28 protein-coding genes are annotated in these 25,156 nt (G+C 68.2%); 13 read left to right on the plus strand and 15 right to left on the minus strand.

Annotated elements, in window-relative coordinates; all coding sequences use genetic code 11:
* Positions 1-210 precede the first annotated feature (210 nt).
* Both A5704_RS23570 and A5704_RS23575 read left to right on the plus strand, forming a co-directional pair.
* Complete coding sequence (locus A5704_RS23570) at positions 211-1,230, plus strand: NADP-dependent oxidoreductase (protein ID WP_067782504.1); 1,020 nt, start codon at positions 211-213, stop codon at positions 1,228-1,230.
* Between the two features lie 160 nt (positions 1,231-1,390).
* Entirely contained in the window at positions 1,391-2,218 is an 828-nt protein-coding gene (locus A5704_RS23575) for a family 16 glycosylhydrolase (RefSeq protein WP_067754140.1), read from the plus strand.
* Here the strand turns inward: A5704_RS23575 and A5704_RS23580 are convergent, their stop codons facing one another.
* Positions 2,219-3,736, minus strand: coding sequence for a glycosyltransferase family 39 protein (locus A5704_RS23580; RefSeq protein ID WP_067891345.1), 1,518 nt, complete (start codon positions 3,734-3,736; stop codon positions 2,219-2,221).
* Positions 3,737-3,792: 56 nt separating this feature from the next.
* On the minus strand, positions 3,793-4,020 hold the full coding sequence (locus tag A5704_RS23585) for a hypothetical protein (RefSeq protein WP_067269225.1): 228 nt from the start codon (positions 4,018-4,020) through the stop codon (positions 3,793-3,795).
* Between the two features lie 109 nt (positions 4,021-4,129).
* On the opposite strand from A5704_RS23585, the gene A5704_RS23590 reads away from it, so the two are divergent.
* From A5704_RS23590 to A5704_RS23600, 3 genes are all read left to right on the plus strand, one after another.
* Positions 4,130-4,438, plus strand: coding sequence for a hypothetical protein (locus A5704_RS23590; RefSeq protein WP_067754133.1), 309 nt, complete (start codon positions 4,130-4,132; stop codon positions 4,436-4,438).
* An 80-nt stretch (positions 4,439-4,518) separates the two neighbouring features.
* Positions 4,519-5,169, plus strand: a complete 651-nt coding sequence (locus A5704_RS23595; protein ID WP_067754130.1) for a GAP family protein — start codon at positions 4,519-4,521, stop codon at positions 5,167-5,169.
* 10 nt (positions 5,170-5,179) lie between these two features.
* A complete protein-coding gene (locus A5704_RS23600) occupies positions 5,180-5,851 on the plus strand; it encodes a GAP family protein (RefSeq protein WP_067754147.1) in 672 nt (223 codons plus the stop codon).
* On the opposite strand, the gene A5704_RS23605 is transcribed toward A5704_RS23600, so the two are convergent.
* Positions 5,827-6,612, minus strand: a complete 786-nt coding sequence (locus A5704_RS23605; protein ID WP_067754150.1) for a hypothetical protein — start codon at positions 6,610-6,612, stop codon at positions 5,827-5,829. The genes A5704_RS23600 and A5704_RS23605 overlap by 25 nt on opposite strands.
* A gap of 28 nt (positions 6,613-6,640) precedes the next feature.
* Here A5704_RS23605 and A5704_RS23610 point away from each other — a divergent pair, with 28 nt between their 5' ends.
* Positions 6,641-8,131: a bifunctional phosphatase PAP2/diacylglycerol kinase family protein gene (locus tag A5704_RS23610; protein ID WP_067754127.1), complete on the plus strand. Its 1,491-nt coding sequence runs from the start codon at positions 6,641-6,643 to the stop codon at positions 8,129-8,131.
* On the opposite strand, the gene A5704_RS23615 is transcribed toward A5704_RS23610, so the two are convergent.
* From A5704_RS23615 to A5704_RS23630, 4 genes are all read right to left on the minus strand, one after another.
* Positions 8,128-9,519, minus strand: a complete 1,392-nt coding sequence (locus A5704_RS23615; RefSeq protein ID WP_067782501.1) for an FGGY family carbohydrate kinase — start codon at positions 9,517-9,519, stop codon at positions 8,128-8,130. The genes A5704_RS23610 and A5704_RS23615 overlap by 4 nt on opposite strands.
* Complete coding sequence (locus tag A5704_RS23620) at positions 9,516-10,916, minus strand: mannitol dehydrogenase family protein (RefSeq protein ID WP_067891348.1); 1,401 nt, start codon at positions 10,914-10,916, stop codon at positions 9,516-9,518. The genes A5704_RS23615 and A5704_RS23620 overlap by 4 nt, the downstream gene beginning before the upstream one ends.
* A gap of 20 nt (positions 10,917-10,936) precedes the next feature.
* Positions 10,937-11,221: a DUF732 domain-containing protein gene (locus tag A5704_RS23625; RefSeq protein ID WP_197498986.1), complete on the minus strand. Its 285-nt coding sequence runs from the start codon at positions 11,219-11,221 to the stop codon at positions 10,937-10,939.
* A 179-nt stretch (positions 11,222-11,400) separates the two neighbouring features.
* Positions 11,401-11,745: a DUF732 domain-containing protein gene (locus A5704_RS23630; RefSeq protein ID WP_067754122.1), complete on the minus strand. Its 345-nt coding sequence runs from the start codon at positions 11,743-11,745 to the stop codon at positions 11,401-11,403.
* A 303-nt stretch (positions 11,746-12,048) separates the two neighbouring features.
* Between A5704_RS23630 and A5704_RS23635 the strand changes: the two genes are divergently transcribed.
* On the plus strand, positions 12,049-12,594 hold the full coding sequence (locus A5704_RS23635; protein ID WP_067754119.1) for a hypothetical protein: 546 nt from the start codon (positions 12,049-12,051) through the stop codon (positions 12,592-12,594).
* A 255-nt stretch (positions 12,595-12,849) separates the two neighbouring features.
* On the opposite strand, the gene A5704_RS23640 is transcribed toward A5704_RS23635, so the two are convergent.
* Entirely contained in the window at positions 12,850-13,671 is an 822-nt protein-coding gene (locus tag A5704_RS23640; protein ID WP_067782560.1) for an Ig-like domain-containing protein, read from the minus strand.
* Positions 13,672-13,939: 268 nt separating this feature from the next.
* On the opposite strand from A5704_RS23640, the gene A5704_RS27960 reads away from it, so the two are divergent.
* Positions 13,940-14,080 (plus strand): DUF4926 domain-containing protein, encoded by a 141-nt coding sequence (locus A5704_RS27960; RefSeq protein WP_082950310.1) that lies wholly within the window; start codon positions 13,940-13,942, stop codon positions 14,078-14,080.
* 58 nt (positions 14,081-14,138) lie between these two features.
* On the opposite strand, the gene A5704_RS23645 is transcribed toward A5704_RS27960, so the two are convergent.
* A complete protein-coding gene (locus tag A5704_RS23645; RefSeq protein ID WP_231969247.1) occupies positions 14,139-15,566 on the minus strand; it encodes an MFS transporter in 1,428 nt (475 codons plus the stop codon).
* A 64-nt stretch (positions 15,567-15,630) separates the two neighbouring features.
* A complete protein-coding gene (locus A5704_RS23650) occupies positions 15,631-17,034 on the minus strand; it encodes an MFS transporter (protein WP_231969249.1) in 1,404 nt (467 codons plus the stop codon).
* 141 nt (positions 17,035-17,175) lie between these two features.
* Between A5704_RS23650 and A5704_RS23655 the strand changes: the two genes are divergently transcribed.
* Both A5704_RS23655 and mtnA read left to right on the plus strand, forming a co-directional pair.
* Positions 17,176-17,781 carry a cutinase family protein gene (locus tag A5704_RS23655; RefSeq protein ID WP_067749054.1) on the plus strand — a complete coding sequence of 202 codons (606 nt, stop codon included), beginning with the start codon at positions 17,176-17,178 and terminating at the stop codon, positions 17,779-17,781.
* 22 nt (positions 17,782-17,803) lie between these two features.
* Positions 17,804-18,769, plus strand: coding sequence for an S-methyl-5-thioribose-1-phosphate isomerase (mtnA, locus tag A5704_RS23660; protein ID WP_067891351.1), 966 nt, complete (start codon positions 17,804-17,806; stop codon positions 18,767-18,769).
* Between the two features lie 4 nt (positions 18,770-18,773).
* Here the strand turns inward: mtnA and A5704_RS23665 are convergent, their stop codons facing one another.
* The 4 genes from A5704_RS23665 to A5704_RS23680 all read right to left on the minus strand — a co-directional run bounded on the left by A5704_RS23665 (position 18,774) and on the right by A5704_RS23680 (position 22,840).
* Positions 18,774-20,111 carry a lipase family protein gene (locus A5704_RS23665; RefSeq protein ID WP_067749069.1) on the minus strand — a complete coding sequence of 446 codons (1,338 nt, stop codon included), beginning with the start codon at positions 20,109-20,111 and terminating at the stop codon, positions 18,774-18,776.
* Positions 20,112-20,322: 211 nt separating this feature from the next.
* Positions 20,323-21,159 (minus strand): carotenoid biosynthesis protein, encoded by an 837-nt coding sequence (locus tag A5704_RS23670; RefSeq protein WP_067749070.1) that lies wholly within the window; start codon positions 21,157-21,159, stop codon positions 20,323-20,325.
* Between the two features lie 707 nt (positions 21,160-21,866).
* Complete coding sequence (locus A5704_RS23675) at positions 21,867-22,121, minus strand: hypothetical protein (RefSeq protein ID WP_067891354.1); 255 nt, start codon at positions 22,119-22,121, stop codon at positions 21,867-21,869.
* Positions 22,118-22,840: a RelA/SpoT domain-containing protein gene (locus A5704_RS23680; protein WP_067891357.1), complete on the minus strand. Its 723-nt coding sequence runs from the start codon at positions 22,838-22,840 to the stop codon at positions 22,118-22,120. Before A5704_RS23680 ends, A5704_RS23675 begins: the two co-directional genes overlap by 4 nt.
* Before the next feature lie 239 nt (positions 22,841-23,079).
* On the opposite strand from A5704_RS23680, the gene A5704_RS23685 reads away from it, so the two are divergent.
* The 3 genes from A5704_RS23685 to A5704_RS23695 all read left to right on the plus strand — a co-directional run bounded on the left by A5704_RS23685 (position 23,080) and on the right by A5704_RS23695 (position 24,412).
* On the plus strand, positions 23,080-23,283 hold the full coding sequence (locus tag A5704_RS23685) for a DUF2510 domain-containing protein (RefSeq protein WP_067891360.1): 204 nt from the start codon (positions 23,080-23,082) through the stop codon (positions 23,281-23,283).
* Positions 23,284-23,384: 101 nt separating this feature from the next.
* Positions 23,385-23,714 (plus strand): DUF732 domain-containing protein, encoded by a 330-nt coding sequence (locus tag A5704_RS23690; protein ID WP_067891363.1) that lies wholly within the window; start codon positions 23,385-23,387, stop codon positions 23,712-23,714.
* A gap of 59 nt (positions 23,715-23,773) precedes the next feature.
* Positions 23,774-24,412: a zinc ribbon domain-containing protein gene (locus tag A5704_RS23695; protein WP_067891366.1), complete on the plus strand. Its 639-nt coding sequence runs from the start codon at positions 23,774-23,776 to the stop codon at positions 24,410-24,412.
* A 117-nt stretch (positions 24,413-24,529) separates the two neighbouring features.
* On the opposite strand, the gene A5704_RS23700 is transcribed toward A5704_RS23695, so the two are convergent.
* The gene (locus tag A5704_RS23700) at positions 24,530-24,994 is read right to left on the minus strand and encodes a hypothetical protein (RefSeq protein ID WP_156737739.1); all 465 of its coding nucleotides are present in this window, start codon (positions 24,992-24,994) and stop codon (positions 24,530-24,532) included.
* Positions 24,995-25,156 lie beyond the last annotated feature (162 nt).

Consider the following 25,156-nt stretch of genomic DNA (forward strand, 5'->3'; position numbering starts at 1 on the left):
GTTGAGCGCTCGGGGGTAAGCCGGGCCGGACTGGTAGGCCTCGGCGGCGGGTTGCGCGGGTTGCGCGCTGCTCGCTTCGGATGCCCGCGCCGCGTCGGCGAGCGGGCGTTCGAGTTCCCGGATCCGATCCTCCGGGTCGTCGTTTGCTGCCATGGGTTGAATATGCCATTCGCCCGGGCGATTTCGGCCGGTTCGGTAGTTTCTTGCATCGTGCCCGAGTTGCCGAACCGTCAGGTCCTCCTTCGCCGCCGCCCCACCGGCCTCGTTCAGCCGGGTGACACCGAGCTGGTCACCACGCCGGCGCCCGAGCCCGCGGAGGGCGAGGCGCTGCTGCGCACCACCTACGTCGGGATCGACGCCGCCGCCCGCACGTGGCTCGACGACCAGCCCAGCTACCTTCCGCCGGTGCAGATCGGCGAGGTGATCCGCGCCGCCGGGATCGGCGAGGTGGTCGCCTCGCGCTGCGACGCCTACGCCGTCGGTGACGTCGTCACCACCCTGACCGGCTTCTCCGACTACGCGATCATCCGCGACGACCTGTTCAGCACGCCCATCCCCGGTGAGGACGACCAGCTGGCGATCATGTCGGTGTACGGACCGACCGGCGCCACCGCGTATTTCGGGATGACCGACATCGGCCGGCCGAGGCCGGGCGAGACGGTCGTGGTCTCGGCGGCCGCCGGGGCCACCGGGTCGGTGGCCGGGCAGATCGCCAAGATCGCCGGCGCCCGGGTGGTCGGGATCGCCGGCGGACCCGAGAAATGCCGGGCCGTGGTCGAGGATTTCGGGTTCGACGCGTGCATCGACTACAAGAACGACAACCTGGCGGCGGCGCTCAAACAGCACTGCCCGAAGCGCGTCGACGTCTACTTCGACAACGTCGGCGGCCCCATCCTCAACGCGGTGCTGGGCCGGTTGGCCCCCCACGCGCGGGTCGTCCTGTGCGGGGTCATCTCCAGCTACCTCACCGGCGAGCATCCCGGTCCGGCCAACTACGTCAACCTGCTGTCCAAGACCGCGTTGATGCAGGGATTCAACGCCCTCGACCAGTGGGGACGCTTCGACGAGGCGTTCGCGGCGCTGCGGCGGTGGGAGGCTGAGGGCCGGCTCAAGCACAGGGAGACCATCTTCGACGGCATCGAGTCGTGCGTCGACGCGCTCAACGGACTGTTCACCGGGGTCAACATCGGCAAGACGCTGGTCAAGCTGAGCGAACCGTCCTCCCGCTGACCTGACCCGCGGTGTCTTCAGCACGCGAAAAGTCGCCGCCACGGCCCGGGTGTGGCATGCGTGGCACCCCGGCGCGTGGTTTCATAACACCGTTTGCAAAAGTTGCCTAGGGGTGGCGGGCTTGGGTCGAAACACGGCTTTCACGATTGGTGGGTTGTAGATGGATCGTCGCAGCATGATGTTGATCTCGGGGCTCGGCATGCTGGGGGCTGCGATGCGGTTGCCGGGCGCCTGGGCCGCCCCCTCCGCGCCGCAGGCACCACCCTCGGCCGGCGGCGGGCCCTACATCTTCGCCGACGAGTTCGACGGCCCCGCGGGCTCCCCGCCCGACCCCGGCAAGTGGACGATCCAGACCTGGCAGGACGACGTGTTCCCGCCCGTGGAGGGCATCTACCGCAACGACCGCCAGAACGTGTTCGTCGACGGGCACTCCAATCTCGTCCTGTGCGCCACCCACGACCTGCTGAGCAACACCTATTACAGCGGCAAGCTGCGCGGCAACTTCCGCAGCATGATCAACCAGACCTGGGAGGCGCGGATCAAGCTGGACTGCCTGTACCCGGGCCTGTGGCCGTCGTTCTGGGGCGTCAACGAGGACCCGCTGCCCGACGGCGAGGTGGACATCTTCGAGTGGTACGGCAACGGCAACTGGGCGCCGGGCACCACCGTCCACGCGGCGTCCAATGGCAAGACGTGGGAAGGCAAGTCGATCCCCGGCCTGGTCGACAGCAACTGGCACACCTGGCGAATGCACTGGGGCGAGGAGGGATTCGAATTCGCGCGGGACGGCGCCGAATACTTCAAGGTCCCCAACAAGCCCATCCACGTCGCCGGTGGCGCCCCCGACGATTTCCGGTGGCCGTTCAACATTCCCGGCTACTGGATGACGCCGATGTTCACGCTCGCCGTGGGCGGTGTCGGCGCCGGCGATCCGGCGGCGGGCACCTTCCCGGCGTCGATGCTGGTCGACTACATCCGCATCTGGTGACTAGCGCTGCGCTTTGAACACCTGAACCAGGTTGAATTGCCAGCGCTCGACGAGCCGGAAGCCCAGGTCGTGCGGGACCGCGAAGGCGGGGGTCGCCCCGTAGACCGGTCCGGGCGGGATCGCCGGACCGGCCTCGTGCGCCGGCTGTGACGGGTCGGCCTGGGTGATGATCCACACGATCCCGCACTGGCTCAACGGCCTCGCGACGACCTCGGGAATCAGGTTGGTGTCGAAGACGTCGTTGCGGTCGGTCGCCCGCTGCCACAGCGTGAGGTCGACCAGCTTGCGGTAGGCATCCGGGCGGGCCGCCAGCAACGGGCGCATCGGGGCAGGCATGAACGTCACCGTGTCGTTCACCAGCAGGCAATCGCCCGGTGCCGCCCGGGCGCTGATCAGATCGGCCACCTGGCTGTAGTCCATCCCGTACTTGGCATACGGATTACGCTGCGCCCGAACGTAATTGGGGGCAGCGGCGATGGCGAACAGGGCGACGAGGGCCGCCGTCAACCACGGCCGGACGCTCACCGCGGCGGTGCAGACGCCCAGGATCAGCGCCATGCCCGGCGCCGTGAACGAAAGGTAGCGCGGGGTGTAGATCGGGTGCACCAGCGCCGAGTAGGCCACGATCGCCGCGGTCGGCAGCGCGAGCCAGGCCGCCGCGAGGGCCAGCAGCTGCCCGTCGGACCGCGCCAACGGCGCGGACCTGCTGAGCCACAACACGATAGCCGCCGCGATCACCAGCGCCGACAGCACGGCGAACGGGGGGCTGCGTTCGAAATACTGTTGCACCAGGACGTCTTCGAGCGTCCGGCGGCCGATCGGCGCGATCCAGCTGATTTGATGCGCCTGCCCCGCGACCGTCACCAAGAAGGGCGCCATGGCGCCGACCCCGAACGCCGCCGTGACGGCGAACCGCAGTAAAACCCCTCGCCCGCAACGGGATGCGACCAGCAGGACGACGTGCGCCGCGATCATCAGCGCGAGGTACACCTCCAGCGCGATCGACGCGGCCAGCGCTAGGCCGTAGGCCGCCCAGAGCCAACCGGTGTCGCGGCGCGCGGCGAGCACCAGCAGCACCGTCAGCCACACGGCGGCCATCATCGACAGCGCGTAGGGGCGGGCTTCGATGCCCGCCCACGTCGTGCGGGGCAGGACCGCGCAGAAGACGCCGGACGCCACCGCGACGGTGCGCGACGAAAACTGCCTGCCCAGCACCACAATTCCGGCGGCCGCGCCCCCGACGGCCAGGCCGCTCGGGGCGCGCGAGGAGAACTCGGTGGGCGGGAAGACCTGAAACCAGGCGTGCATCAGCAGGTAGTACAGGCCGTGCACGGCGTCGACGTTGCCGAGCATCCGCCACAGCTGGGCAAGCGAACGACTGTATGCGGCCGAGATGGTGGCGGCCTCGTCGTACCAGAACGACGGGCGGCCCGCGCCGCCCAGGCTCACCGCGACGGCGAGCAGCCCGACGAGCAGCGGGTCCAGCGCGGCCGACGGGCGGCGAAGCGGGTTCCGCACGCCGCTATGGTGCCAGAGCCCGATCGGGTTCCCGCCGCTGGTCGCCTACGCCCGCGTCAGTTGAGCAGCCACACGTGCCAGAAGCCGTCGGAGCCCTGGCGGCAGTCCCAATGGGTGTACAGGTGGTCGTTGTGCGTGATCTCGACGTTCGGGGCGTCCGCCTCGCAACCGGCCAGGCTCGAATAGTTGCCCTCGACCTCCACCTGGTCGGCACCGGCCACGCCCACCCCGGTGGTGAGCAACCCGGCCAAGGCCAATAGGCCAGCGGCACAAGCCATCTTCATCTGGGACCTCCCCTTGTTAGCTGAGCCGACTATATCCACCGGCCCGGCCGCGGGCTCGGAAACGGGAAACTCGGCGAACCGACCTCCCATTCGAACGTATGATCGATCGATGGGGCAGTTCGCGTCCATCGGGTACAACGGCCAGCCGGTCCGCAGCCCGTTCCGGGTGGTGCGGCCACCGCTCGCGGTCCTGGTGGACCTGACGGTGCTGTTCCCGCGCGAGCCGCACCGCTCCGGCCGGTACCAGCCCAACGGGCTGCAACTGCACAAGGTCGTCGAGGGACTGCTCAGCTGCTGGGGCCTCTGCGAGCAGGGCGACTGGTGGGGCCTGGTCACCTACCCGGTCGCCTACGGCTCGCAGCGCAAGACCGTCACGCACTGGGTGCCCGCCTGGACGCTGCGCCGAAAGCCGTTCTGAGGGCGGCGCTTACGCCGGACCCATGCGGGCGCGGCACCCCAATGCGATGATTGCTGCCCGTGGACGCAAGTTGGGGTTCGGTGCTGACCAAACTCGTCGCGCTGGCGGCGGTCATCGCGCTCTCGCCGATCACGGTGGTTCCGGCGGTCCTGGTTCTGCACGCGCCGCGGCCGCGGCCGGCCAGCCTCGCCTTCCTCACCGGGTGGGTGCTGGGCCTGGCGGCCCTCACCGCCGCGTTTGTCAGCGGTTCGGAGTTGCTCGGGGGCCTGCACAAGGCGCCGCCAACCTGGGCGTCGTGGGTGCGGGTGGTGCTGGGGTCCGCGCTGATCGCACTGGGCGGCTACCAATGGCTGACCCGGCATCGGCACGGCAGCATGCCGCGCTGGATGCGCTCGTTCTCCACACTCAGCCCAGCGCGTGCCGGCGTGACCGCGGCGGTGCTGGTGGTGCTGCGGCCCGAGGTGCTGATCATGTGCGCGGCGGCCGGCCTGGCCGTCGGCAGCAGCGGCCTCGACGCGGCCGGGAAGCTGGTGGCCGCCGCGGTGTTCGTCGTCATCGCCGCGTCAACCGTCGCCATCCCGATATTGGCGTATGCCGGCGCCGGCGACCGCCTCGACGATCCGCTGGAGCGCCTCAAAGTCTGGATGGAGGAGAACCACGCGACGCTGCTCGCGATAATCCTGGTCCTGATCGGTTTGATGGTGCTCTACAACGGGATTCACGCCCTGTAGATTGCTGCCCATGGCAGGTAGCTGGGGCACCGTGCTCACCGGGCTCGTTCCGCTTGGACTGGTCATCTCCCTCTCGCCGCTCACGGTCATCCCGGCGGTGCTGGTGCTGCAGGCGCCGCGGCCGCGGCCGACCGGCCTGGCGTTCCTGGCCGGCTGGGCGCTGACCCTTGCCGCGCTCACGGCGCTCGCCGTCACGGCCTCCCACCTGCTCGGCGGTCTCGACAAGTCGCCGCCGCGATGGTCGTCGTGGTTGCGCGTGGTGCTGGGTTCGGGGCTGATCGTGTACGGCATCTACAAATGGCTGAACCGGCACGGCGACACCGAGTCGCCGAAATGGATGCGCTCGTTCGCCACCATCACCCCCGCCCGGGCCGGGATCATGGGGGCGGTCCTGGCGGTGGTGCGGCCGGATGTGCTGCTCATCTGCGTCCCGGCCGGACTGGGCATCGGCACCGCCGGGCTCGGCCTCGCCGGTGACTGGTTGGCCGCCGCGTTCTTCGTCGCGATCGCCGCGTCCAGCGTCGCCATCCCGATATTGGCCTACGCGGCGGCCGGCAGCCGCCTCGACGACACGCTGGCGAGTCTCAAAGACTGGATGGACCGCAACAACGCCGCCCTGCTGGCGGCGGTCCTGGTCCTGATCGGTGCCATGGTGCTCTACCACGGGATCGACGCTCTATAGCCGCCGTCGGCCAGTCCCGCGTCCTCCTCGAGCCTGTTGATCGCGCCGAAGGCGTATTCGCGGACCAACTCTCGGCCGTAATCCCGCAGCATGCCCGCGTAGCCCTTCTCCGCCCATTGCCGGCAGTGCCGCTCCTCGTGGTGCAGCACGCGATCCAGGTCGAGGCGGGTCTGCACGGGCGTCCCGTCGGCGCGGACGTACCAGGCATGCCCGGACTCGACGATCCGGCGAAGCCATCCCGCGGGGTCGGTGACCGCGCCCACGTTGACCATGAAGATGTCACCCCAGGTGGTGCCGCCGCGCCGGCAGAATTGGCGCTGGATCCAGTTGCCGCCCAGGCCCATCAGGATGCCGTTCGGCGTCGCGACGAGCTGCCCGCCGTTGCGATCCACGAACCTGACGTCGCGGGTGTAGCTCCAGCCGTTCGCGTTCTGCCGCCGCATGATTCGTGTGATTTCTGCCGCGCCATACGGCGTCGGGGGGAAGTCGGTGCGGTGCGCCCCCTTCCTGCCGTAGCCGGTGCCCGCGTTCAGGACGTAGGTGCACAGCGTCGCCGCGCGGGCGTCGCCGCCGCCGATGCCGCGGGGCAGGAGGAAGAAGGACTTGCCGTCCGGGTCCCGAATCTCCGCCGTCTTCCCGAGCACCCGAAAGGTGTCCGGGGTGATGGCGTGTCGCCGGGCGATCTCCGCGACGACGTCCGGGGCCACGCCCCGCCGCGCGGCGTTGTCCCGCCATGCCTGGAAGTAGCCCGGTGCGTCCATGTCCGCCAACCAATTTAGGGTGTAGCGAATGAACAGGCGGCCCTGGCAACGCGCGCGCGGCATCAAACAAATCACCCAGGGGCTGGGCACCCTCGACCGGGAGCTCTTCGAGGCGATCGCCGAGACGGACACGCCGCTGCTGGACACGGTCATGCCGCCGCTGACCCGGGCCGCCGACAACTCCAAGCTGTGGTTCGCCATCGCCGCGGCGCTGACGGCGACCGGAAGTAAGAGCGCCCAGCGGGGCGCGGCGCGCGGCGTGGTGTCGCTCGCGGTCAGCAGCCTGGTCACCAACCAGGTCGCCAAACGCATCCGCCGCCGCCCGCGCCCCGGCTACGAGCTGGTGCCGCTGGTCAGGCAGGTCCGCCGGCGCCCGACGTCGAACTCCTTCCCGTCGGGGCACTCGGCGAGCGCCGCCGCGTTCGCCGTGGGGGTCGGTCTGGAGAACCCGATGCTCGGTTTCGGGCTGGCGCTGCTCGCCGGGCTGGTCGGGCTCTCGCGGGTGGTGACCGGCGCGCACTACCCGGGCGACGTCGTCGCCGGGTTCGGCATCGGGGCGGGCGTGGCGGTGCTGGGCGGCCGGCTCGTCCCGCCGATCGTCGAAACCGCACTGCCCAAGGCCGAACCGCTTCGCGTCCCGGCGCCCGAACGCCCCGACGGCGCCGGGGTGGTGCTCGTCATCAACCCCGAATCGGGCAGCGGCACCGGGTCCCGTGTCGTGGACGAGGTGCGCGACGCGCTGCCGAGGGCGGACATCCGCGAACTCGGCCCCGACGACGACCCGCAGCAGGTCCTGCGCGAGGCCGCCGAGCGCGCCGAGGTGCTCGCCGTCGGCGGCGGCGACGGCACGGTGGCGGCCGCGGCAGGAGTGGCTATCGAGACCGGGCTGCCGCTGGCCGTGTTCCCCGCCGGCACGTTCAACCACTTCGCGAAGGACATCGGCTGCGACACCGTGGCCAAGACCGTCGACGCGATCCGCTGGGGCAGCGTGGCGTGCGTGGACCTGGTGTGCCTCAACGAAAGTCAGATGGTCCTCAACACGGCGAGCATCGGCGCCTACCCGACCTTCGTGCAGCAGCGCGAGAAGCTGGAGAAGCGGATCGGCAAGCCGCTGGCCGGTCTCTACGCGATGTTGCACACCCTGCGCCGTGACGAGCCGGTCCGGATCTCCTACGACAACAAGACGCTGCTGACGTCGCTGTTCTTCCTCGGCAACTCGCTGTACCTGCCGACCGGGTTCGCCCCGTCGCGGCGGACCCGGATGGACGACGGCCTGATCGACGTCCGGATGCTCGAGGCGGGACGTCGGTGGTGGCGGACCAGGATCCTGACCGCGCTCGCGCTGGGGCGGCTGGAGCGCAGCCCGCTGTATCACGAGCTGCAGGTGCCGGAGTTCGCGTTCACCGCCGTCGACGGCCCGACGGTCATCGCGTGCGACGGCGAGGTGGGCGACGAATACGAGAAGGCCAGCTTCTCCGCGAAATACCGGGTGCTGCCGGTGTTCCGCCCCTGCGACTAGGCCCCCTCGGTCAGGTTCCGCACCCGCGCGTAGCGCTCGTGCACCTCCGGCGTGGGGTCGGCGGTGTACTCCTCGGTTCCGGGTCGGGCCCACGCGGGCGGTCGCGCCGATCCGCTCAGCGCCCAGGCCGCCTGCCGCGCCGCCCCCAGCGCGACGTACTGCCCCGGCGCGGGCACCGAGACGGGTACGCCGAACACCGCGGGGGCGATGACGCGCAGGGCCCGCGACCCCGCGCCGCCACCGATCAGCAGGATGCGCCGCGCGACCACGCCGTGCGCGGCCAGGTGGGCGAGTCCGTCGGCGAGCCCGCACAGCAGCCCTTCCACCGCGGCCCGGGCCAGGTTGGCCGGCGCGGCGTTCGCGACACGCAGGCCGTGCAGCGCGCCGGAGGCGTTGGGGCGGTTGGGCGTTCGCTCACCCTCCAGGTAGGGCACCAGGACCAGCCCGGCGCTGCCCGGCGGCGCGGACAGCGCGAGCTCCGACAGGCCGTCGTGGTCGACCCCCAGCATGGCGGCGGCCGCGTCCAGCACCCGGGCGGCGTTGAGCGTGCACACCAGCGGGAGGTAGCGGCCGGTGCCGTCGGCGAACCCGGCGACAAAGCCCGCGTCGTCGCGGACCGGGCCGGCGGTCACCGCGGCCACCACGCCCGATGTCCCGACCGACACGATGACGTCGCCCTCGTCGGCGTCGAGGCCGAGCGCCGCGGCGGCGTTGTCGCCGAGACCCGCGCCGAATGTGGTTGTGCCGCTGCAGGTTGCGTTCGACGGGCCCAGCACGGCGGGCAGGCGCGGGCGGCGGCCCCGCATGGCCAGCTCGAGCAGGTCGACGCGGTAGGAGCCGCCCGCCGCGTCGTAATAGCCCGTCCCGCTGGCGTCGCTGCGGTCGGTGGTCAGCGCCGCGATGTCGGTGTCCCCGCGCAACCGCCAGCTCAGCCAGTCGTGCGGCAGGCAGACGGCCGCCGTGCGGTCGGCGTGCCCCGGCTCGTGGTCGGCGAGCCAGCGCAGCTTGGCCACCGTGATCGCGGCCAGCGGCACCACGCCGACGGCCCGGGCCCACGCCCCCGCGCCGCCGAGCTCGTCGGTGAGCGCGCGCGCCGCGTCGGCCGAACGCACGTCGTTCCACAGCAGCGCCGGCCGCACCACCTCGCCCCTCGCGTCGAGACACACCATGCCGTGCTGCTGCGCCCCGACCCCGATCGCCTCCACGCCGTCCAGGCCGCCCGCGGACGCAATCGCCGCGCGGGCGGCGGATTCCCATGCGGCGGGGTCGATCTCGGTCCCGCCCGGATGGTCGGCCCGCCCCTCGCGGACCACCTCACCCGTCGCGGCGTCGCAGATCAGCACCTTGCAGGACTGCGTCGAGGAGTCGACGCCGGCGACCAGCGTCATTCGCGGGCCTCGACGAGTGCCCGGAGCGTGGCCCGCGCGCCGCTGCGGTGCAGGGAGTCCAGCGTCCACAGGTAGGGCTCGACGAAGCGGGGCTGGTCGACGAGGTCGCCGAACACCGCCCGGTTGGCGAGGAACGCGGTCGGGTCGTCGCGCTGGGAACGGGCTATGGGGACGAGCGTGCCGGCGAGCCGGTCCACCACCTCGATCGGCCGACCGTCTTCGTCGACGCCCTCGGCGTAGCGCGCCCAGCTGGCCACGATCGCAGCGGACACCCCGACCGGCCCGCCGCGTCGCAGGTTGTCGGCGACCACGGGCAGCAGCCACTTGGTGATGCGTTCCGACGAGTCGGCGCACAGCCTGGCGACCGTGTCGCGCACGTGGGCGTTGCCGAAGCGGGGGAGGAGCCCGTCCTTGAAGTCGGCCAGTCCGGGGACGGGGGTGAGGGTCGGCATCGCCTCGTATTCCCAATAGCGGTGCAGGAATTCGGCGATCAGCGGGTCACGGGCGGCCTCGTGCACCAGCCGGTACCCGGCCAGGTACCCGAAGTAGCACAGGCCCTGGTGGCCCGCGTTGAGTAGCCGCAGCTTCATCGCCTCATACGGCGCCACGTCGTCGACCAGCTGGACTCCCGCCTTGTCCAGCGGCGGCCGGCCGTCGGCGAAGTCGTCCTGGAGCACCCACATGGCGAATGGCTCGGCGACCACCGGCCAGGCGTCGCGCACGCCGAATTCGGTGTGCAGCCGCTCGATCGCGGCCGGCGTGGTGGCCGGGGTGATCCGGTCGACCATCGAGTTGGGGAACTTGGTGTGCTCGCGCATCCACCGTGCGAGTGCGGGACTGTGCCGCTCGGCGTACGACGTGAACACGTCCCGCGCCACGCTCCCGTTCTCGACGATGTTGTCGCACGACACGATCGTGGGGGAGGGCAGGTCGCGTTCGCGGCGCCGGTTCAGCGCCTCGGCCACCAGCGGGTAGACGTCGCTCAGCGGCGGGTGGTAGCCGCCTTCGGTGATGGTGAGTGAGACGATCCGGGTGGTCGGGGCGGCGAGCAGCTCGATGACCGCATCGGGATCGTCTGGGGCGTAACGGAAGTCGACGATGGAGCCGATGACGCGGGGCTCCCGGGTGCCGTCCGGGTGTTCGAGGATCAACGTGTACAGGTGGTTCTGGGCGCGCAGCGCGTCGCGCATGCGCCGGTCATCGGGCAGCACGCCCACACCGCAGATTCCCCAGTTTTGGGCGAGCCCGTCGCCCAGCAGCCTGTCGATGTACATGGCCTGATGGGCGCGGTGGAAGCCGCCGACGCCGAAATGCACGATGCCGACTCTGATTTGGCTGCGGTCGTAGGCCGGGACGGGGATGCCGAGCGCGCCCAGGTTGCGCGCGCTCAGCTCCATTCCCGCAACTTAGCTCACCGCTAAGCGTTGGGGCAGAGATCGCGCAAGGCGAAGATCACGACGTCCGCGGCCTGCCGGCCGTTGATTCCGCCGGTGCCCTGGTCGGCGTCCGAGCGCTGGATCGCCAGGCCCTCGAGCTGTTGCGGGGAGGCGCCCCAGGAGAGCTGCTGGCACAGGTCCGCTCCCATCTGCAGCAGCGCGTCGTCGCCGCCATTGACGGCGTGGATGCCGGCGTTGTGCAGGTCGTTGATGAAGGCAACCGCGTCGGCCCGGGCCGGGCTGGCCCAGACGATGCCCGCGGCCATAAGTGGGGCGCCTGCGAACGCTGCGCCCATGAACCGGCCATAGGGCCGCTGTGCTGCCATCGAAATGTTCTCCTTCGTCCCGTGCCCGAATCGCGGATGATGCACTTTTACACGAAAGCGCCGCCAAACACGCTGGGGAAGATAAATCCCGATGATGAATTGTGGGCAAAGACCGATGGCTATGCGTCCGGGCAGAGATCGCGGACGGCGTCGATGACCACGTCGTCGGCCTGTTGGGGGGTGATCCCGCCGGCGCCCTGCCGGCTGTCGGAGCGCTGCAACGCCAGACCCTCGAGCTGCGACGGCGGGGCGCCCCACGACAGTTGCTGGCAGACGCTCAGGCCCATCTGCACCAGCGCCGCGTCACCGCCGCTGACCGCATGGATCCCGTTTTTGTGCAGGTCGCTGACGAACGTGGTCGCGTCCGCGTGCGCCGGGCCTGCCAACGCGACACCGGCCACCAGGATGGGGCCACTCACTAGCGCTGTCTTGATGAATCGGCCGTAGGCCCGCTGTCCCGGCATGGCGATCCTCCCTTTGATCGTTCACCGTTCGTTTACCTCTATAGAACCTTTAAGACATGTTGGGTCGCCGAAAATTCCCTGGGAATGAGCTGCGGAAAAATTCGGATCGGCCAGACCGCAACGTTGCTGCGACGAGGTCTTTGCCCTGCGCGGCCGCGTACCCGGCTCGTGACGCCCTTGTGACGTCACCATTTGGATACGGCGCGGTGCGCCGCCTCGGGCGTTTCGTGGTGACTACCGACAATTGGCTCGTTATCTGCTGCATCAGATATGTGAGCGCGAATTAAAGGAGAGTCGGCGCTGATGGCGATCGTCGATCGGTTCAACATGAAAGTAGTTGCCAGCCTTGGGTTGTGCGGAGCCGCACTTGCGTTGAGCCCGGATGCGGCAGCCGCTCCCCTGAAGACGGGCGGCTACGCCTGCGTTCAGGGGCAGGCGGGCGAGGTCGGGGGCCCCGTCGCGGGCGCGCCGCTGGCCGGGCCCGGCGCCGCGGGCGGAGCGGCCGCCGGTGGCGCGCCGACCGCCCAGGTCTGCGCGGCCAGCGCGCCGCTCACCGACATGGCCGGTGTGCCATTGGCCGTGCCCGGGCCGTTGCCGGTCGGCGCTCCCGTGCCCTTGCCCTTGGGCGCGCCGCTGCCGCTGCCGTTGGGCGCGCCGCTGCCCATCGCGCCGGTGGTGCCCGCCGGCGCTCCGCTGGTTGCCCTCGGTGGGCCCCTGGCGGCCGGTGCGCCCCTCGAAGGTGCCCCGCTCGTCGACATGTCGGGGGTCAAGGATGCCCCGACCGGCCCCGCGCCGGCCGGAGGGCCCCAGCCCGGTCAGCCGGTTGCTCCCGGCCCTGGCGCACACTGAGTTCCACTTCACGACGGGAACGGACCCGCTGGTTTCGACCAGCGGGTCCGTTCGTTGGTGGGTGCCTTAGCCGTTGGTCGCGCCCCACCCCCCCGAGGCCCCGCAGGCCGAGGCCCCACCTGCCTAGCGTGAACCCCCCGCCGCGCGTGAAGTTAGTTTCACAGTCGACCGCGAGCGTGAAACCAACCTCACACTCGACGCAGGTTACCGAACCGAAAAGCCCTCGCGCTCAAAGCGATCGGGCACGGGCGCCGCTCAGGAAGGCGGCCGCTCCCACAGGTCTTGCTTGACGATCACCGGGTCGCCGACATCGACCGTGTTGTAGTACCACTCGGCGTCTTCGGGGCTCAGGCTGATGCAGCCGTGGCTGACGTTCTCCAGCCCCAGCGACGGGACGGCCCATGGGGCGGAGTGCACAAAGAGGCCCCGGTTGGTGATGCGGACGGCGTAATCGACGTTGAGCATGTAGCCGTTGGGGTCGTCGACAGGGATGCCGACGCTGCTCGAATCCATAAGCACCGAGCGCTCTTTCGACAAGACGGTGTAGTTGCCGACCGGCGTTGGAAATTCGGGCCTACCCATCGACGCGGGCAACACACCCTCTTCGCCGAAGTGGGGTCGGTGGTGCGGAGTTGGCGGTGGGGCCGCGTCGACTCCGTCGACGCTCACCTTGAAGGTGTGGTCGGTGATGTTGGCGACGCCGACGACCTTCGGGCCGGTCTTGAATTCCGTGGAGCGGCCGTCCACCGCGAGGGCCACCGTGCTGTGCGCCGGCCAGTAGTGGTCCGGAACCCATTGCACGACCTTGTTGTCGAGCCACTCGAATCGGCCGGTCATCGGCGGTGAGGACTTGACGCCGATGGCGCGCTCGGCGGCGTGCCGGTTCCCGACCGGCGCGTCGAACGTCACGACGACGGGGTGGGCCACGCCCACCGTCGCGTCCCGCGCCGGCAGGACCGACGCGACCGCGAATTCATGCGGCTGGCTGGCCGCCGCCATGCTGGTCCCCGCCGGGCCCGCAACCACGCTTACAGCGATCCCACCCACCGCAAGAACACACCGAACGACCGCTCGCATGGCTCCGATTCCTTTTAACTGACATAGTTGTAATAGGAGGATCGTAAATCCCGGATGACCAGCGGAAGCGCAAGGGCGCGTTAGCATTTGGCCACGCCTCGGTCACGGTTCGGCCACGGGGGTTTAGGTCGGAAATATGCAAGGTGGGACGGGCGTTCTGCAGGTCCAGAGAGGGGAGGATGTTGAGACCTCAGGAATACGACGTGGTCCGCTTGTGCCGGCCGGTACCGGAGCACGACCTGCCGGTCGGTTCACGAGGGGGGTCGACATGGACTACACGACCGGCTCAGAAGGCGCCCGGCGCGCCTACGAAGTGGAATTTTGCGACGCCGACGGCATTACCCGAGCCTTGGTCACCGTCGCCGAAGATGACCTGGAAGTGGTGTGGCGGCCAGCTTCGGGTGGCTAGCAGCTCAAGGTTGGGCCGAAATATCGGATGCGTCGCCGCAGCAGTTGGCGGAGGTCAGTCACACGGAGTCAACCGCTTGACGCGTCCTCGGCGTGTCGGCGGGCGAGGCCACGGACCGCGGTTTCAACACGAGGCTCGCCAGGACCGCGACGACGCCGATGCCGACGCACACCCACAACGCCGACTGGTAACCCGCTTGGGTGCCGGCTCCGACAACCGTTCCCGCCCAAGCGAATCCCAGTGAGCCGCCGATGCCGTAGGAGGCGTTGGCGATCCCCGGCAGCGAACCCGGCTCGTCCGGGGGCGCTTGCAGGACGCCGAGCGCGCTCATCGGGGTGAGCGCGACCGCCAGCGCCACGCCGAACACCGCCATGAGGGCGACGACCGCCATCTTGTCGAACGTGAACACCGCAAGCGCGGCGGTGACGGCCACGGAACCGACCAGACCCGCGCGCAACACCGTCACGAAGCCGATCTGGGCGGCGAGCCGCCCGATCAAAGGGGCAGTGAGAAGTTGGGCCAGCGCGCCGGGAGTGATGAACAGCAGGGCCGTGAGCTGCCCGCTGGCGGCGAAGCCGACGCGGTCGTTCTCGGCGAGGGACGGCACGATGTAGCTGAGCACCACCATGAACGACCCGAAGACGAGAATGGTCACGACGATCAACGGCCACGAGTAGCGCGACCGCATCTGGTCGATGTGGATCAACGGTGTCGCGACTCGTTTCTCGACCACCACGAGCGCGACGCAGGCGGCGATGGACGCGGCAAGGCAGCCGAGCATGAGCGGCGCGGACCAGCCCAGATGTTCGCCGTTGGAGACATAGAGATTCAGCCCGGCGACCGTCAGCGCGATCAGGACGGCACCCGCCCAGTCCATTCGGCCCGTGTTCTTGCGGCCGCGTTCGTCTGCGGGGACGGCCAGCCGGCACAGCGCGACGGCGGCGATGCCGACCACCAACGTCAGGACGAAGATGGAGCGATAGCCGAAGCGGTCGACCAGGACACCGGCGAGCAGCGCGTCGACCCCGGCCACCCCCGCGTTGATCGCCGAGATGACACCGCAGCAGATGCCGAAGGCTTTGTCGCTCAGGTGTTCTCGCATGATGAGGAAGGCAAGGCCGTACGTGATGTTCGCGCATCCCTGCAACACCCGGCCCGCGACCACCACCTGTAGCGAGGTGCCCAGGATGCACAACAACGTGCCGATGCAGACGAGAGTGAGGATGCCGACCAGGACGCGCCTGCGGCCGATGAAGTCGCTCCATCGGATCAAGACCACGTTTGCGATCGCGCCGGCGAGATAGAAGTAGGCGGACATCGACGCGTATGCGTGCGGACCGAGATGGGTGTTGATGTCCCGGATCGCGGGGCCGAGCATGGTCGCGTTGAGCATGAACGACATCACCGACAATGCCAACGCGGCCACCATGACGGCGGTTCGCGAGGACGAAAGCTCCTTGCCCCCGTCGCCGTCAGCAGTTGTCACCGCCGAGCTTTCACCGACCACCGTCGGACCCCCTTCGCATGCCGCGCCATAGTCGACACATCGGTTAATTGTGTTGTCCCGCGGCCATCGTGGAATCCGATGCGGGCGTCTTTACGCGGGCGACGCTCAGCACGGCCAGGCCCGCGGGCAGCAGCAGCGCGGCGCTGACCGCGAGGATGACTTGGATGCCGTGACCCATGCCGACGCCGTGGTGCTGCAACATCTCCAGCGCGCTGCTGGAGACCGCCACCCCCACGCCCGCGAGAGTGACCAGGGACGTCAGCGTGACGCCCGCGGCTTCGCCGGCCCGCTCGGGCGCGACGACGGCCTGAGTCGCCACCGTGGTGAACGCGTAGACCAGGCCCATGGTGAAACCGCACGCGCTGAGCGCGGCGAGATACACCGCGAAGCTGTCGGCGGACGCCAGGACGCCGAGTGATACCGCCGCCGCGGTGCAACCGATGCCCATGACGGCGAAGGGCGCGTTGCGCGACGCCAGGCGTCCGGACACCGGACCACCGAGCGCCGCGCCGACCGATGGGCCCAGGAAAGCCAAGCCGGCCGTCAGCGGGTCGAGGCCCCGAACCTGTTGGAGATTCAGCGTGGCGAGAAATACGGTCACCACGTACGCGATGTTGGCGACCGTACCGGCGACGACCAGGACGGTAAAGCGGGGCTTGCGCAGCAGCGACAGGTCGATCAGGGGGAAGCGCACGCGCGTCTCGACCGCGACGAACCCGACCAACAAGGCAACGGAGCCAAGGAATACGCCGATCACCGGCGGCGACAACCACCCCCAGTTCGGCGCTCGGTCGAAGGCGAGGGTGAACAGCCCTATCCCAGTCGTGATCAGCGCCAGGCCAGCCAGATCCACCCGTCGCGGCACGCTGGTGTCGGAGGTCTCCGGGATGGTTCTCGCGCCGATGGCGATCGAGATCGCCGACAGTGGCACCAGCATCCAGAACACCGAGCGCCACCCGAGCGTCTGGGTCAGCAACCCGCCCACCAGGGGGCCGGCAGCGTTGCCCAGGCCGGCGATGCCATACGCCAGTCCGATTGCGCGACCAGACCTTTCGGCGGGCAACGTATTGGTCAGGACGCTCACGGACACCGGAAAGATCAGGGCGGCGCCGAGGCCTTGCACGGCCCGGAACGCGATAACGACTGGCGCCGATGGCGCGACCGCGCAGAACACCGACGCGATTGCGAACAACCCGATCCCGGCGAGCAGCGTGCGGCGGCGACCGAAGATATCGCCGATGCGGCCGGCGGGTGCCATGAACGCGCCCAGGGTCAGCATGTAGACACTGATCACCCACTGCAGATCGGTCGTGGTGCTGTGCAGGTCCGACGCCATGCGGGGCAACGCGAGGTTCATTGCGAAGTAATCGATCTGCACGCAGAACAGTGCCATCGAGATCGCCGCGATGATCCAGCGCGGGTGCCGCCCGTGCGCGCGGAGATTCACGGGCTTGACGATACGGCCGGTGACTCCTATCTATCCGCCGATTCGGCGGACTGCCGCGTACCGCGAGGCCATGTCGCTCGGGGCGGTCACAGCGCACACAAAGCATCGGCGACGCCTCGAGAAACTCCGTAATATCGCGTTATGAGGCTCGTCGCGAGCGTGCCGTCCGTTGTCATCGTCGCCGGCGCGATGGCGCTTGGGCCGGCGGCTGCTCCCCTCCCCATCTCGTCGGTGCCGCTGGCGTCGGCGGCGTGCCCCGACGCGGAGGTGGTCTTCGCGCGCGGCCGGGAGGAACCTCCCGGCGTCGGCGCGGTCGGCGACGCGCTCGTCAATTCGCTGCGCGCCAAGACGAATAAGTCGATCGGGGTGTACGGGGTGAACTATCCCGCCAACATCACCACCGGAGGCGGCGCCAACGACATCAGTGCCCACGTGCAAGCCATGGCCAGGGATTGCCCCAACACCCGGATCGTGCTTGGCGGCTATTCGCTGGGCGCCGAGGTGGTGGACCGCGCGTTGTGGGGCGGGCTGCCACCGGGGACCGACCGGCACGTCGCGGCGGTCGCGTTGTTCGGCAACGGCACCCACGGTGTCGGACCGGCGTTCGCGGGCAAGACAATCGACCAGTGCGCGGCCGGTGACCCCATCTGTGGCAGGGGAACGAGCTGGCCGGCGCACCTGCAGCCCTCCTACATCGGCTCCGGTCTGGTGGATCAGGCCGCGGGCTTCGTGGCGGGCAGGCTGTAGGCCCCCGGCTAGGGTCACCTGTGTGCGCAGGACCATCGACTGGGACGGCGACGCGGTCACGATCATCGACCAGACGGCGCTGCCGGCCGACTATCGCGTCCTGACGCTGCGCACCGTCGACGAGCTGATCGACGCGATCCGCCGGCTGGCCGTGCGCGGGGCGCCGGCGCTGGGCGCCGCGGGCGCCCTCGGCGTGGTGCTCGCGGCCCGCGAGGGCGGCGCCGTGCGCGCCTCGGCCGAACGGATCGCGAAGGCGCGGCCGACCGCCGTCAACCTCAGCTGGGGGGTGGCGCGCGCGCTCGAGAAGCTCGACGCCGGCGCCGAATCTGTGCTCGCCGAGGCGCTGGAGATTCTCGACGAGGACGAACGCCTCAACCGCGTCGCCTCGGCACATGCCGCCGAAGTCGTTCTCGCCGTGTGTGATCGCCGTCCGCTGCGCCTGCTCAGCCACTGCAACGCCGGCCACCTCGCAACCGTCGCGTGGGGCAGCGCGCTCGGCGTCGTCTGGCACCTGCACGAACGCGGACTGGTCGAGTCGGTGCTCGTCGACGAGACGCGGCCGCTGTTGCAGGGTGCCCGGCTCACGGCGTGGGAGCTGGCGCGGGCCCGCGTGCCATACCGGGTGCAGACCGACGGTGCCGCGGCGGCGGCGATGGGGCGGGGCCTCGTCGACTGCGTGCTCGTCGGCGCGGACCGGATCGCGGCCAACGGGGACGTCGCCAACAAGATCGGCACCTACGGCCTGGCCATCGCGGCGCGCCATCACGACGTGCCGTTCGTCGTCGTCGCGCCGTCGTCCACGGTCGACAGTTCGCTCGCCACCGGCGCCGACATCGTCATCGAGGAACGCGCGCCCGACGAGGTCCGGACGTTCGGCGGCGCCGTCGTTACGCCGCCGGACGCCGACGTTTACAACCCCGCGTTCGACGTGACCCCGGCCGAACTGATCACCGCCGTCGTCACCGAGCACGGGCGTTACGCGCCGTAACCCCTCACGTCGTCGACAGCGGTTGGCGTTCGACGCTGCGCCCGAGGACTACCTTTGCCGTGATGACGCCCAACTTGACCATGCCCAGGTAGGTCGAGGGGTTGAACAGCGTCGGCCACACCGTGCGGATTCTGTGCTCGTTGATCGGCCGGTCCGTGAATCGGTCGCGCAGCCACCTCAGCGTCATGGGCGCCGACAGTGGATGCAACAGCAGATGCCCACAGAACCGGTCGCGGTGGTAGGTGACCGACACGCCGTTGCGTTCATACTGAGCCACCAGTGCGTCGACATCGTCGACGCTGATGATTCCGTCATGCACCGCCTGTACGACCAGCACCGGAGGCTTGGGCCCCGACTTGCCGAGCTTGGTCTCGTCAAAGATGTGGCGCACTTCGGGCAAGTCCCACAGCTCGTCGGCCGTCATGTCGACGTAGGACCCGATGTCGACGTTGCGGAAGTGCCATACCGCCTGGGCAGTCGCCATCGTCTGCAACTCGTCGAGCAACGCCTTGCCCTCGTCGGTCGCGTGCTCATCGACGACCCTTTGCGCGCCGGGAAAGACTTGCGTCAATGCGGAAATCATCAGTGCGGCGAGACCGGCGAAGAAGCTGCCATTGAGGCGGCGCGCCACACTGCCCGGGTCGCCGACGGGCGAACCGAGAACGGCGCCAACGATATTGAGCTCCGGTGCATATCGCTCACACAATTCGGCCGCCCACGCCGACGCCAGTCCTCCCCCTGAATATCCCCACAGACCCACCGGTGCGGACGGCGACAATTCCAAGCGCCCGGACCGCATCGCGGCCCGCAACCCGTCCAGAATCCGATAGCCGGGCTCGACCGGAGCGCCCCACATGCCATGGCAGCCTTCGTGGTCGGGTACGCAAACCGCCCAGCCTTCGGCCAGCGCGGCCGTCACCAACAAATACTCGGCTTGGACGAACGCACCGATCGGTCCCGCGCCGCGCCGCATGGCGAACGAGGGAAAACAGCGCGACGCCACAGCGTCGATCGCGCATTGATAGGAGAGCACCGGATAAGCGACGTCTGACTCGCGCTGCGCCGGGACCAGCACTGTCGTCACGGCCACTTCCGGTTCTTCGTGCAGATTCGTGGTGCGGTACAGCAACTGAGTGGCTTTCACTCGTTGCCTGATGAGACCCAGAAATCCGATCTCCACGTCGCGCGAGCGCAACACCGTCCCCGGCTCTTCGTGCTCGTATCCCAGTGGCGCCCGGTAGAACGGGTCATCGTCGGGGGTGATCGGCCGTTCGCCGCGGCGCAGCGCGTCGTGCGGCGCGCTGCTGCTGACGCGCACTGGTGTGGCGGAAGAGTTGTCCATTGGCGTGGCGACTCCCTCGGCGTATCGCTGATGGCACGCATTCACGCGGCCCCGAGTTAGCCATTACCCGCGGTACCGGTTTGTCAACCACCGGCCATCCGAAATTCCCGCCGAATTTAAGGCGCGAGCTCGGTGGGCATCCAGTTTCCGAGAAACGCGCTGGCGCGGGCCGTCGCACCAGTCGGGCGGTTGCGGCCCCACCCACCGACGATCAGGCCTCCTCTGTACAGGAATGAGGGATCTTTGACGGTTGGCGACTGTAGAGGCGTACCAGCGCCATGATTCCCGTGAGAAGAATGGTGAATAACGCTGCCGATGCGCCTGACTCGTACACGTCGGCAATCTGGATGGTTTTGCCGCCGCGGACCGCAACGCCGTCCGGCGGGTGGATCAGGGCGGCGAAGACCTGAGTGGCGGTGGAAAGCCAGAACAGGCACGGCAGCAGCCAATAGGGGCGGGTTCGGGTGGCGGGGCTCCCGGGGAATCGCGCCTCGACGAGCGCTACGAGCTGAAAGATCAGCCAGCCCGTCAGCAGCCAGCCGAGATAGTTGGTCAGCGGGACTCCCAGCGCGCCGGTCGGGTGGTGATAGGAGTACCAGTCGTGCGCCGTCGCACCGATGGGGTCGTTTACCAGGTCATAACCCCCAAGAATGAACGTCGCCACGATGGGCGTCGTAAAGCGTTCGGCGCCACCCACGGCCACATCGGGAGCGGGTCGCATGATCACCCGGGCCAGTGCCCAGGCCAGCCAGCCGAAAATGATCCAGCTGACGATGGCCACTGGGGGAACGCCCAGGGGCTTCGGACCGGGCAGGTGATGGGTGTAGGAGCCGAACGGGAAACCGGTCGCGACACCGATTGCCTCCATTGCGAACGCAACAACGCCGGCGATGGCGACGAATGCGGCCATGCCTCGTGCGAAGTAGCCCAGCCACGCATGGACGACGACAAACAGAACGAGAAAGCCCAATTGGGCGGCCCCGGCTTGCGCAGCCAGCGACGGACGCACCGCCATAACCAGCGCGGCGACCAGCGTGAGGAACAACAAGACCCAACACGATGCCCAGAGAATCTGCCACCGTGCCCCCGTTCGGCGAGACGATCGCGTCTGCGTAACGGCTGGCGCTCGCTGGGTGGTCTCTTCACTGGTCACCTTGCGCACCCTCCTAGCCGTGCTGTTCGGCGCCCGACGCACGCCGATTCTTGTTTGCTCACGCTATCGCCCGGAGTTGCGGATCCCAGTTATTCGGCGGCATGAGGCAGTGCCGATGCTCGCGGTATTTCAGTGACGAACTAAGGGAACCCGTCGGGGGACAACCGGCCTCGCCGGGGCGGGAACCGGGCTATATGCCATGTTCAAACGTGGAGCCGATGACGGGAATCGAACCCGCGTATTCAGCTTGGGAAGTCGATTTGAGGCGTTTGCTAGCTTCCGCAGCCGTGCGTCCAAGGCTGAATTCCCTGGCTACGAAACCGCGCCTAACCTGCGGGTATCGACCGCAGACGTCCACCCCGGTCTATGTCTGTACGGGTACGTTCGGGCGGTGAGTTTTCGGGGGGTTGTGTCATGACTGTGTCAATTTCCTCACCCGCATTTCGGCTGGGGGCGCGCAGAAGCACCTGGCGATATTCGGGAAAAGCAGGCCCGGCCCGGGCGGCAGGAGAGCAGACCGTCCGGAACCTGGGCTACATCCTGTCAGACGCATCGGGAACCTGCGCGGGTTCCCGACGCGAGCGAACCCGCTCCCGGCGGGGTCAGATCCCGACGAAGTACTTGGAAACGGCTACCGTGCCATCGAAGTAATTCGCGTGGGTGATCTTGACCGTTTCGAGGGAGTCAGAACCAATAAGAACGATCTCGATCGCATCAGCATGACCTAGGTGCTCACGTTCCAGCCGCGAGTACTCGGCCATCGCCTTCTTAACGTCGGTACCGAACTCCCGAAGGTCGACAAGCTTGCCCGCCTCGTGGTCAAAGACCAGCAAGAAGTGATTTAACGATCCCGTCATGATCGACCTCCTTGCAGATAGGGCTGGGCTTCTTCCCTGAGTGTATGCACCCTTTGTAACAGGTCGGTGTCCACCACCTGGCCACGTTCCTCGAAAGCCATGGCTTCGGACACGGCCTGGAACCAAGCGCGGACGGGGGGCGGACCGCCGCCAGACTTGATATCGAGGCCGAACCGCGAGGTCACGCTCTCCACCGTGTAGGCCCATTCATGCTGTACCTGTGTCCTCAATTGAACCTCGATCAGCCGGCCGTGATAGCGCACGATGACGTGGACCGCCCGGTACCCGTCATCCTTCGGATTCTTGATGTAGTCGCGGACCTTCACCACTTCGGGCTGGTTGCGCGCCTGGTAGCGGCCTAGGACCCGATAAACCTCGTCGAGGTCAAGGACCACGGCGCGGCAGCCGCCGATGTCCGCCATTCGGCCAAGCTCCATTCCCGGCTCGCGGTGCAGCTTGCTCATTATCGTGGGGATTCGCTTCAGACGCTGTGATACGCGAGTGGCCGCCGAGCATCTCGCTGTGGCCACCCGGGACCGCAACCCCATCGTCGCCACCTGTAACGGGGCTGCGTGGGCTGCACGCCAAACCTCCAAAACATCAAAGGCCTGAAAGAACGGGTCCATATCTTCGAGCGACCAAACGCCGCCACCAAGGTACTGACGAATCACATCACCGGCCTTATTCACCCTGGTGACGCTGGGCACCTCATCAGGCATCGGTCCCGCTTCCGCTCACTCGCCAAGACGGCGAGCTTACCGCTGCCCACTTCGTGCGCCGGGGAAGGACCGCAGCGGGTCCTACACGAACGTCTCCCGCCCAGTCCGGGGCCGCCCGACGGCCACGATCACGCGCCCATCTTCGGGTACGGCGGTGTAAAGACCGGTGACTTTGAGACGGGGGACGCGGGCCAAAAGACCCTGCCAGCGCGGGTATCCCGGCGGCAAAATTTCAACCCATGAGCGCACCGATGCCGCTCCCACCGCCCGGCTGGTACCAGGACCCACACGGCAGCAACGGCTACAGCTATTGGGACGGCAGCCAGTGGCACCCGACAATGCATCGGCGGGTAATGCCCTGGTGGCTGGTCACAATGTTGTCGTTGCTTGCAGCGTTGGTCGCTGCGTTCGTCATCGACTATGTGCTGAGCCACCCGCTATAGCCCTAGGCTCTATGACTCCCACAGTAGTGACTTTGAGACGGCGAAAACCGGGCCGAACGGCCCTGGCCACTGGCAGCGCCGCCAGCGGAACATCTCGGTACATGATGACCAAGATGGCGGCCGCCGTCTGGGCGGTTTCAGGATTGCTGCTGTGGGCGGGCGTCGCCCACGCCGACAGCGCCGACGACCAGTTCGTCGCGGCGCTTTCGTCTCAGGGCATCCCCGGGGACCGTGGAGTATTGATTTCCATCGCGCACCAGTTCTGCGATGCACAAACCCTGCCGCGGGCCGGAATAGGTCTGCCCAGCCCCTATACGATGCAGCTTTACAACCTGCGGGATCAGCTCTTTCACCAAGGGTTGTCGCAACCGCAGACGGACCAACTCGCACGCGATGCGGCAGAAGCGTATTGCCCAGATCGGATGCCCTGATGAACAGGGGGCCTGGGAATCCCCTCGCGTTGGGATTAGTAATCGTCGGCGCAGCCGCCATGGCAATCGCGGCGTTCCTGCCGCTCCTTGAACCGACCGGCATCTTCCGCATGGTTCAAAACAACACCCTTATTCAGCACGGCGGCTGGACATTGGTTGCGCTGGCCGTAGGTATTGCCGCCAGTAGCGTTTGGGCTAACCAGCGCGGGGGGAGATGGTGGGGGCTTGCGGTCGGCCTTTGTCTCCTCGCCGCAGCGCAAATCACCGATTGGGCCACGGACAAAGATTTGCGCACCCTGTATCCGGTCGGCCTCAACGGAACCGTCGATACAAGCCAACCCGGCATGGTTGCCTCCCTCGGCATCGCCCTCTATGCCGCAGGGACAGGAGTTGCCGTAGCCCTCATTGGCTCGGTGATGCTTCGCCAGGCCCAGCCGGATCGCGTAGTGCCAGAAGTCGACGGCTCAGGGCAGACGAAGAAGTGCCCGGACTGTGCGGAAACCGTCCCCGCCGACGCCCACGTGTGCCACTACTGCGCACACCGCTTCGCCTCGGACACGCCGCACGAGAAGTCCACGAAAGTGAAGTGCCACCACTGCCAGCATGTTCAATTGGTGCCGGTAACGCAGCAGACGTTCGCGTGCGAGAAGTGCGGCACGAAACTGAAACGCCTAACTACACCCGTTAAGGACAGCTAGCGGCGCACGCCGCTGACCTCAAACCGCTGGCCGGATATACCGACCCACCGATGATGGACCGGCGATAGACCCTCGGTGCCGCGTGGGGGTGACTTCGGCGAGCAGCTCAGTAGCTAGTCACGCGGGGGCGTGTGAAGGCGAAGGCGTGGCTGGCTGCCAGGTGCTACCAAGGTCACGCTGCAAGATCGTTACCGCGCTGTCCATGTGGTCATTCGCCGACTGCAGCATCTGAATGCTCTGCTGCAACTCGTTCAAGTCATAGTCCTGACTGCCTGCGATGCAGAAATGACTGCCCGCGTCGTAATCGCTAACGGCGGTCTGCAAGGGAGAAGCCAACTCTGGATCTGGCGGCGGCACGTGTTTTTGCATCTCGGCGGCGGCATCATGCACTTGCCGGCACCCTGCGCCGATGCCAATCATGTCGTGGTTCCTGGCAGCTTCCGATAGCGCATGCCCGCCATCGGCTAGTTGCGCAAGGTGTTCTCGGATGCCGCTGTACCACGTCTGCATCTGGGCACGCATCGGTGCCGGTACTGGTGTGACGGTACTAGTCACCGTCTGGGTGACCGTGGTCGCGACCACGGACGGGGTGGTTGAACAGCCCACCGCAGCGAGCCCGACAGCAGCAGTAGCGAATACGCGTGGCGCGTAGGCGAATGTTAAGGCTGGGAAGTTCTGTGCGATCCCAGCAGCGATATTGGTGGGGTTTCGCATAGTTGACCGTAGATCTGCTGTGTCCGGCGA

Origin of the sequence: Mycobacterium sp. E735 (assembly GCF_001666955.1) — a bacterium.
In the GTDB taxonomy this organism is placed as follows: Bacteria; Actinomycetota; Actinomycetes; order Mycobacteriales; family Mycobacteriaceae; genus Mycobacterium.

Bases quoted from the DNA above. Each gene is read 5' to 3' on its own strand.
- A5704_RS23630 (WP_067754122.1), bottom strand. From the start codon at position 11,745: ATGCCGGGACAGCGGGCCTACGGCCGATTCATCAAGACAGCGCTAGTG.
- A5704_RS23610 (WP_067754127.1), top strand. From the start codon at position 6,641: ATGAACAGGCGGCCCTGGCAACGCGCGCGCGGCATCAAACAAATCACC.
- A5704_RS23585 (WP_067269225.1), bottom strand. From the start codon at position 4,020: ATGAAGATGGCTTGTGCCGCTGGCCTATTGGCCTTGGCCGGGTTGCTC.
- A5704_RS23615 (WP_067782501.1), bottom strand. From the start codon at position 9,519: ATGACGCTGGTCGCCGGCGTCGACTCCTCGACGCAGTCCTGCAAGGTG.
- A5704_RS23690 (WP_067891363.1), top strand. From the start codon at position 23,385: ATGATGACCAAGATGGCGGCCGCCGTCTGGGCGGTTTCAGGATTGCTG.
- A5704_RS23620 (WP_067891348.1), bottom strand. From the start codon at position 10,916: ATGGAGCTGAGCGCGCGCAACCTGGGCGCGCTCGGCATCCCCGTCCCG.
- A5704_RS23685 (WP_067891360.1), top strand. From the start codon at position 23,080: ATGAGCGCACCGATGCCGCTCCCACCGCCCGGCTGGTACCAGGACCCA.
- A5704_RS23675 (WP_067891354.1), bottom strand. From the start codon at position 22,121: ATGACGGGATCGTTAAATCACTTCTTGCTGGTCTTTGACCACGAGGCG.
- A5704_RS23635 (WP_067754119.1), top strand. From the start codon at position 12,049: ATGGCGATCGTCGATCGGTTCAACATGAAAGTAGTTGCCAGCCTTGGG.
- A5704_RS23625 (WP_197498986.1), bottom strand. From the start codon at position 11,221: ATGGCCGCGGGCATCGTCTGGGCCAGCCCGGCCCGGGCCGACGCGGTT.
- A5704_RS23680 (WP_067891357.1), bottom strand. From the start codon at position 22,840: ATGCCTGATGAGGTGCCCAGCGTCACCAGGGTGAATAAGGCCGGTGAT.
- A5704_RS23605 (WP_067754150.1), bottom strand. From the start codon at position 6,612: ATGGACGCACCGGGCTACTTCCAGGCATGGCGGGACAACGCCGCGCGG.
- A5704_RS23590 (WP_067754133.1), top strand. From the start codon at position 4,130: ATGGGGCAGTTCGCGTCCATCGGGTACAACGGCCAGCCGGTCCGCAGC.
- A5704_RS23575 (WP_067754140.1), top strand. From the start codon at position 1,391: ATGGATCGTCGCAGCATGATGTTGATCTCGGGGCTCGGCATGCTGGGG.
- A5704_RS27960 (WP_082950310.1), top strand. From the start codon at position 13,940: ATGGACTACACGACCGGCTCAGAAGGCGCCCGGCGCGCCTACGAAGTG.
- A5704_RS23655 (WP_067749054.1), top strand. From the start codon at position 17,176: ATGAGGCTCGTCGCGAGCGTGCCGTCCGTTGTCATCGTCGCCGGCGCG.
- A5704_RS23665 (WP_067749069.1), bottom strand. From the start codon at position 20,111: ATGGACAACTCTTCCGCCACACCAGTGCGCGTCAGCAGCAGCGCGCCG.
- A5704_RS23600 (WP_067754147.1), top strand. From the start codon at position 5,180: ATGGCAGGTAGCTGGGGCACCGTGCTCACCGGGCTCGTTCCGCTTGGA.
- A5704_RS23640 (WP_067782560.1), bottom strand. From the start codon at position 13,671: ATGCGAGCGGTCGTTCGGTGTGTTCTTGCGGTGGGTGGGATCGCTGTA.
- A5704_RS23695 (WP_067891366.1), top strand. From the start codon at position 23,774: ATGGCAATCGCGGCGTTCCTGCCGCTCCTTGAACCGACCGGCATCTTC.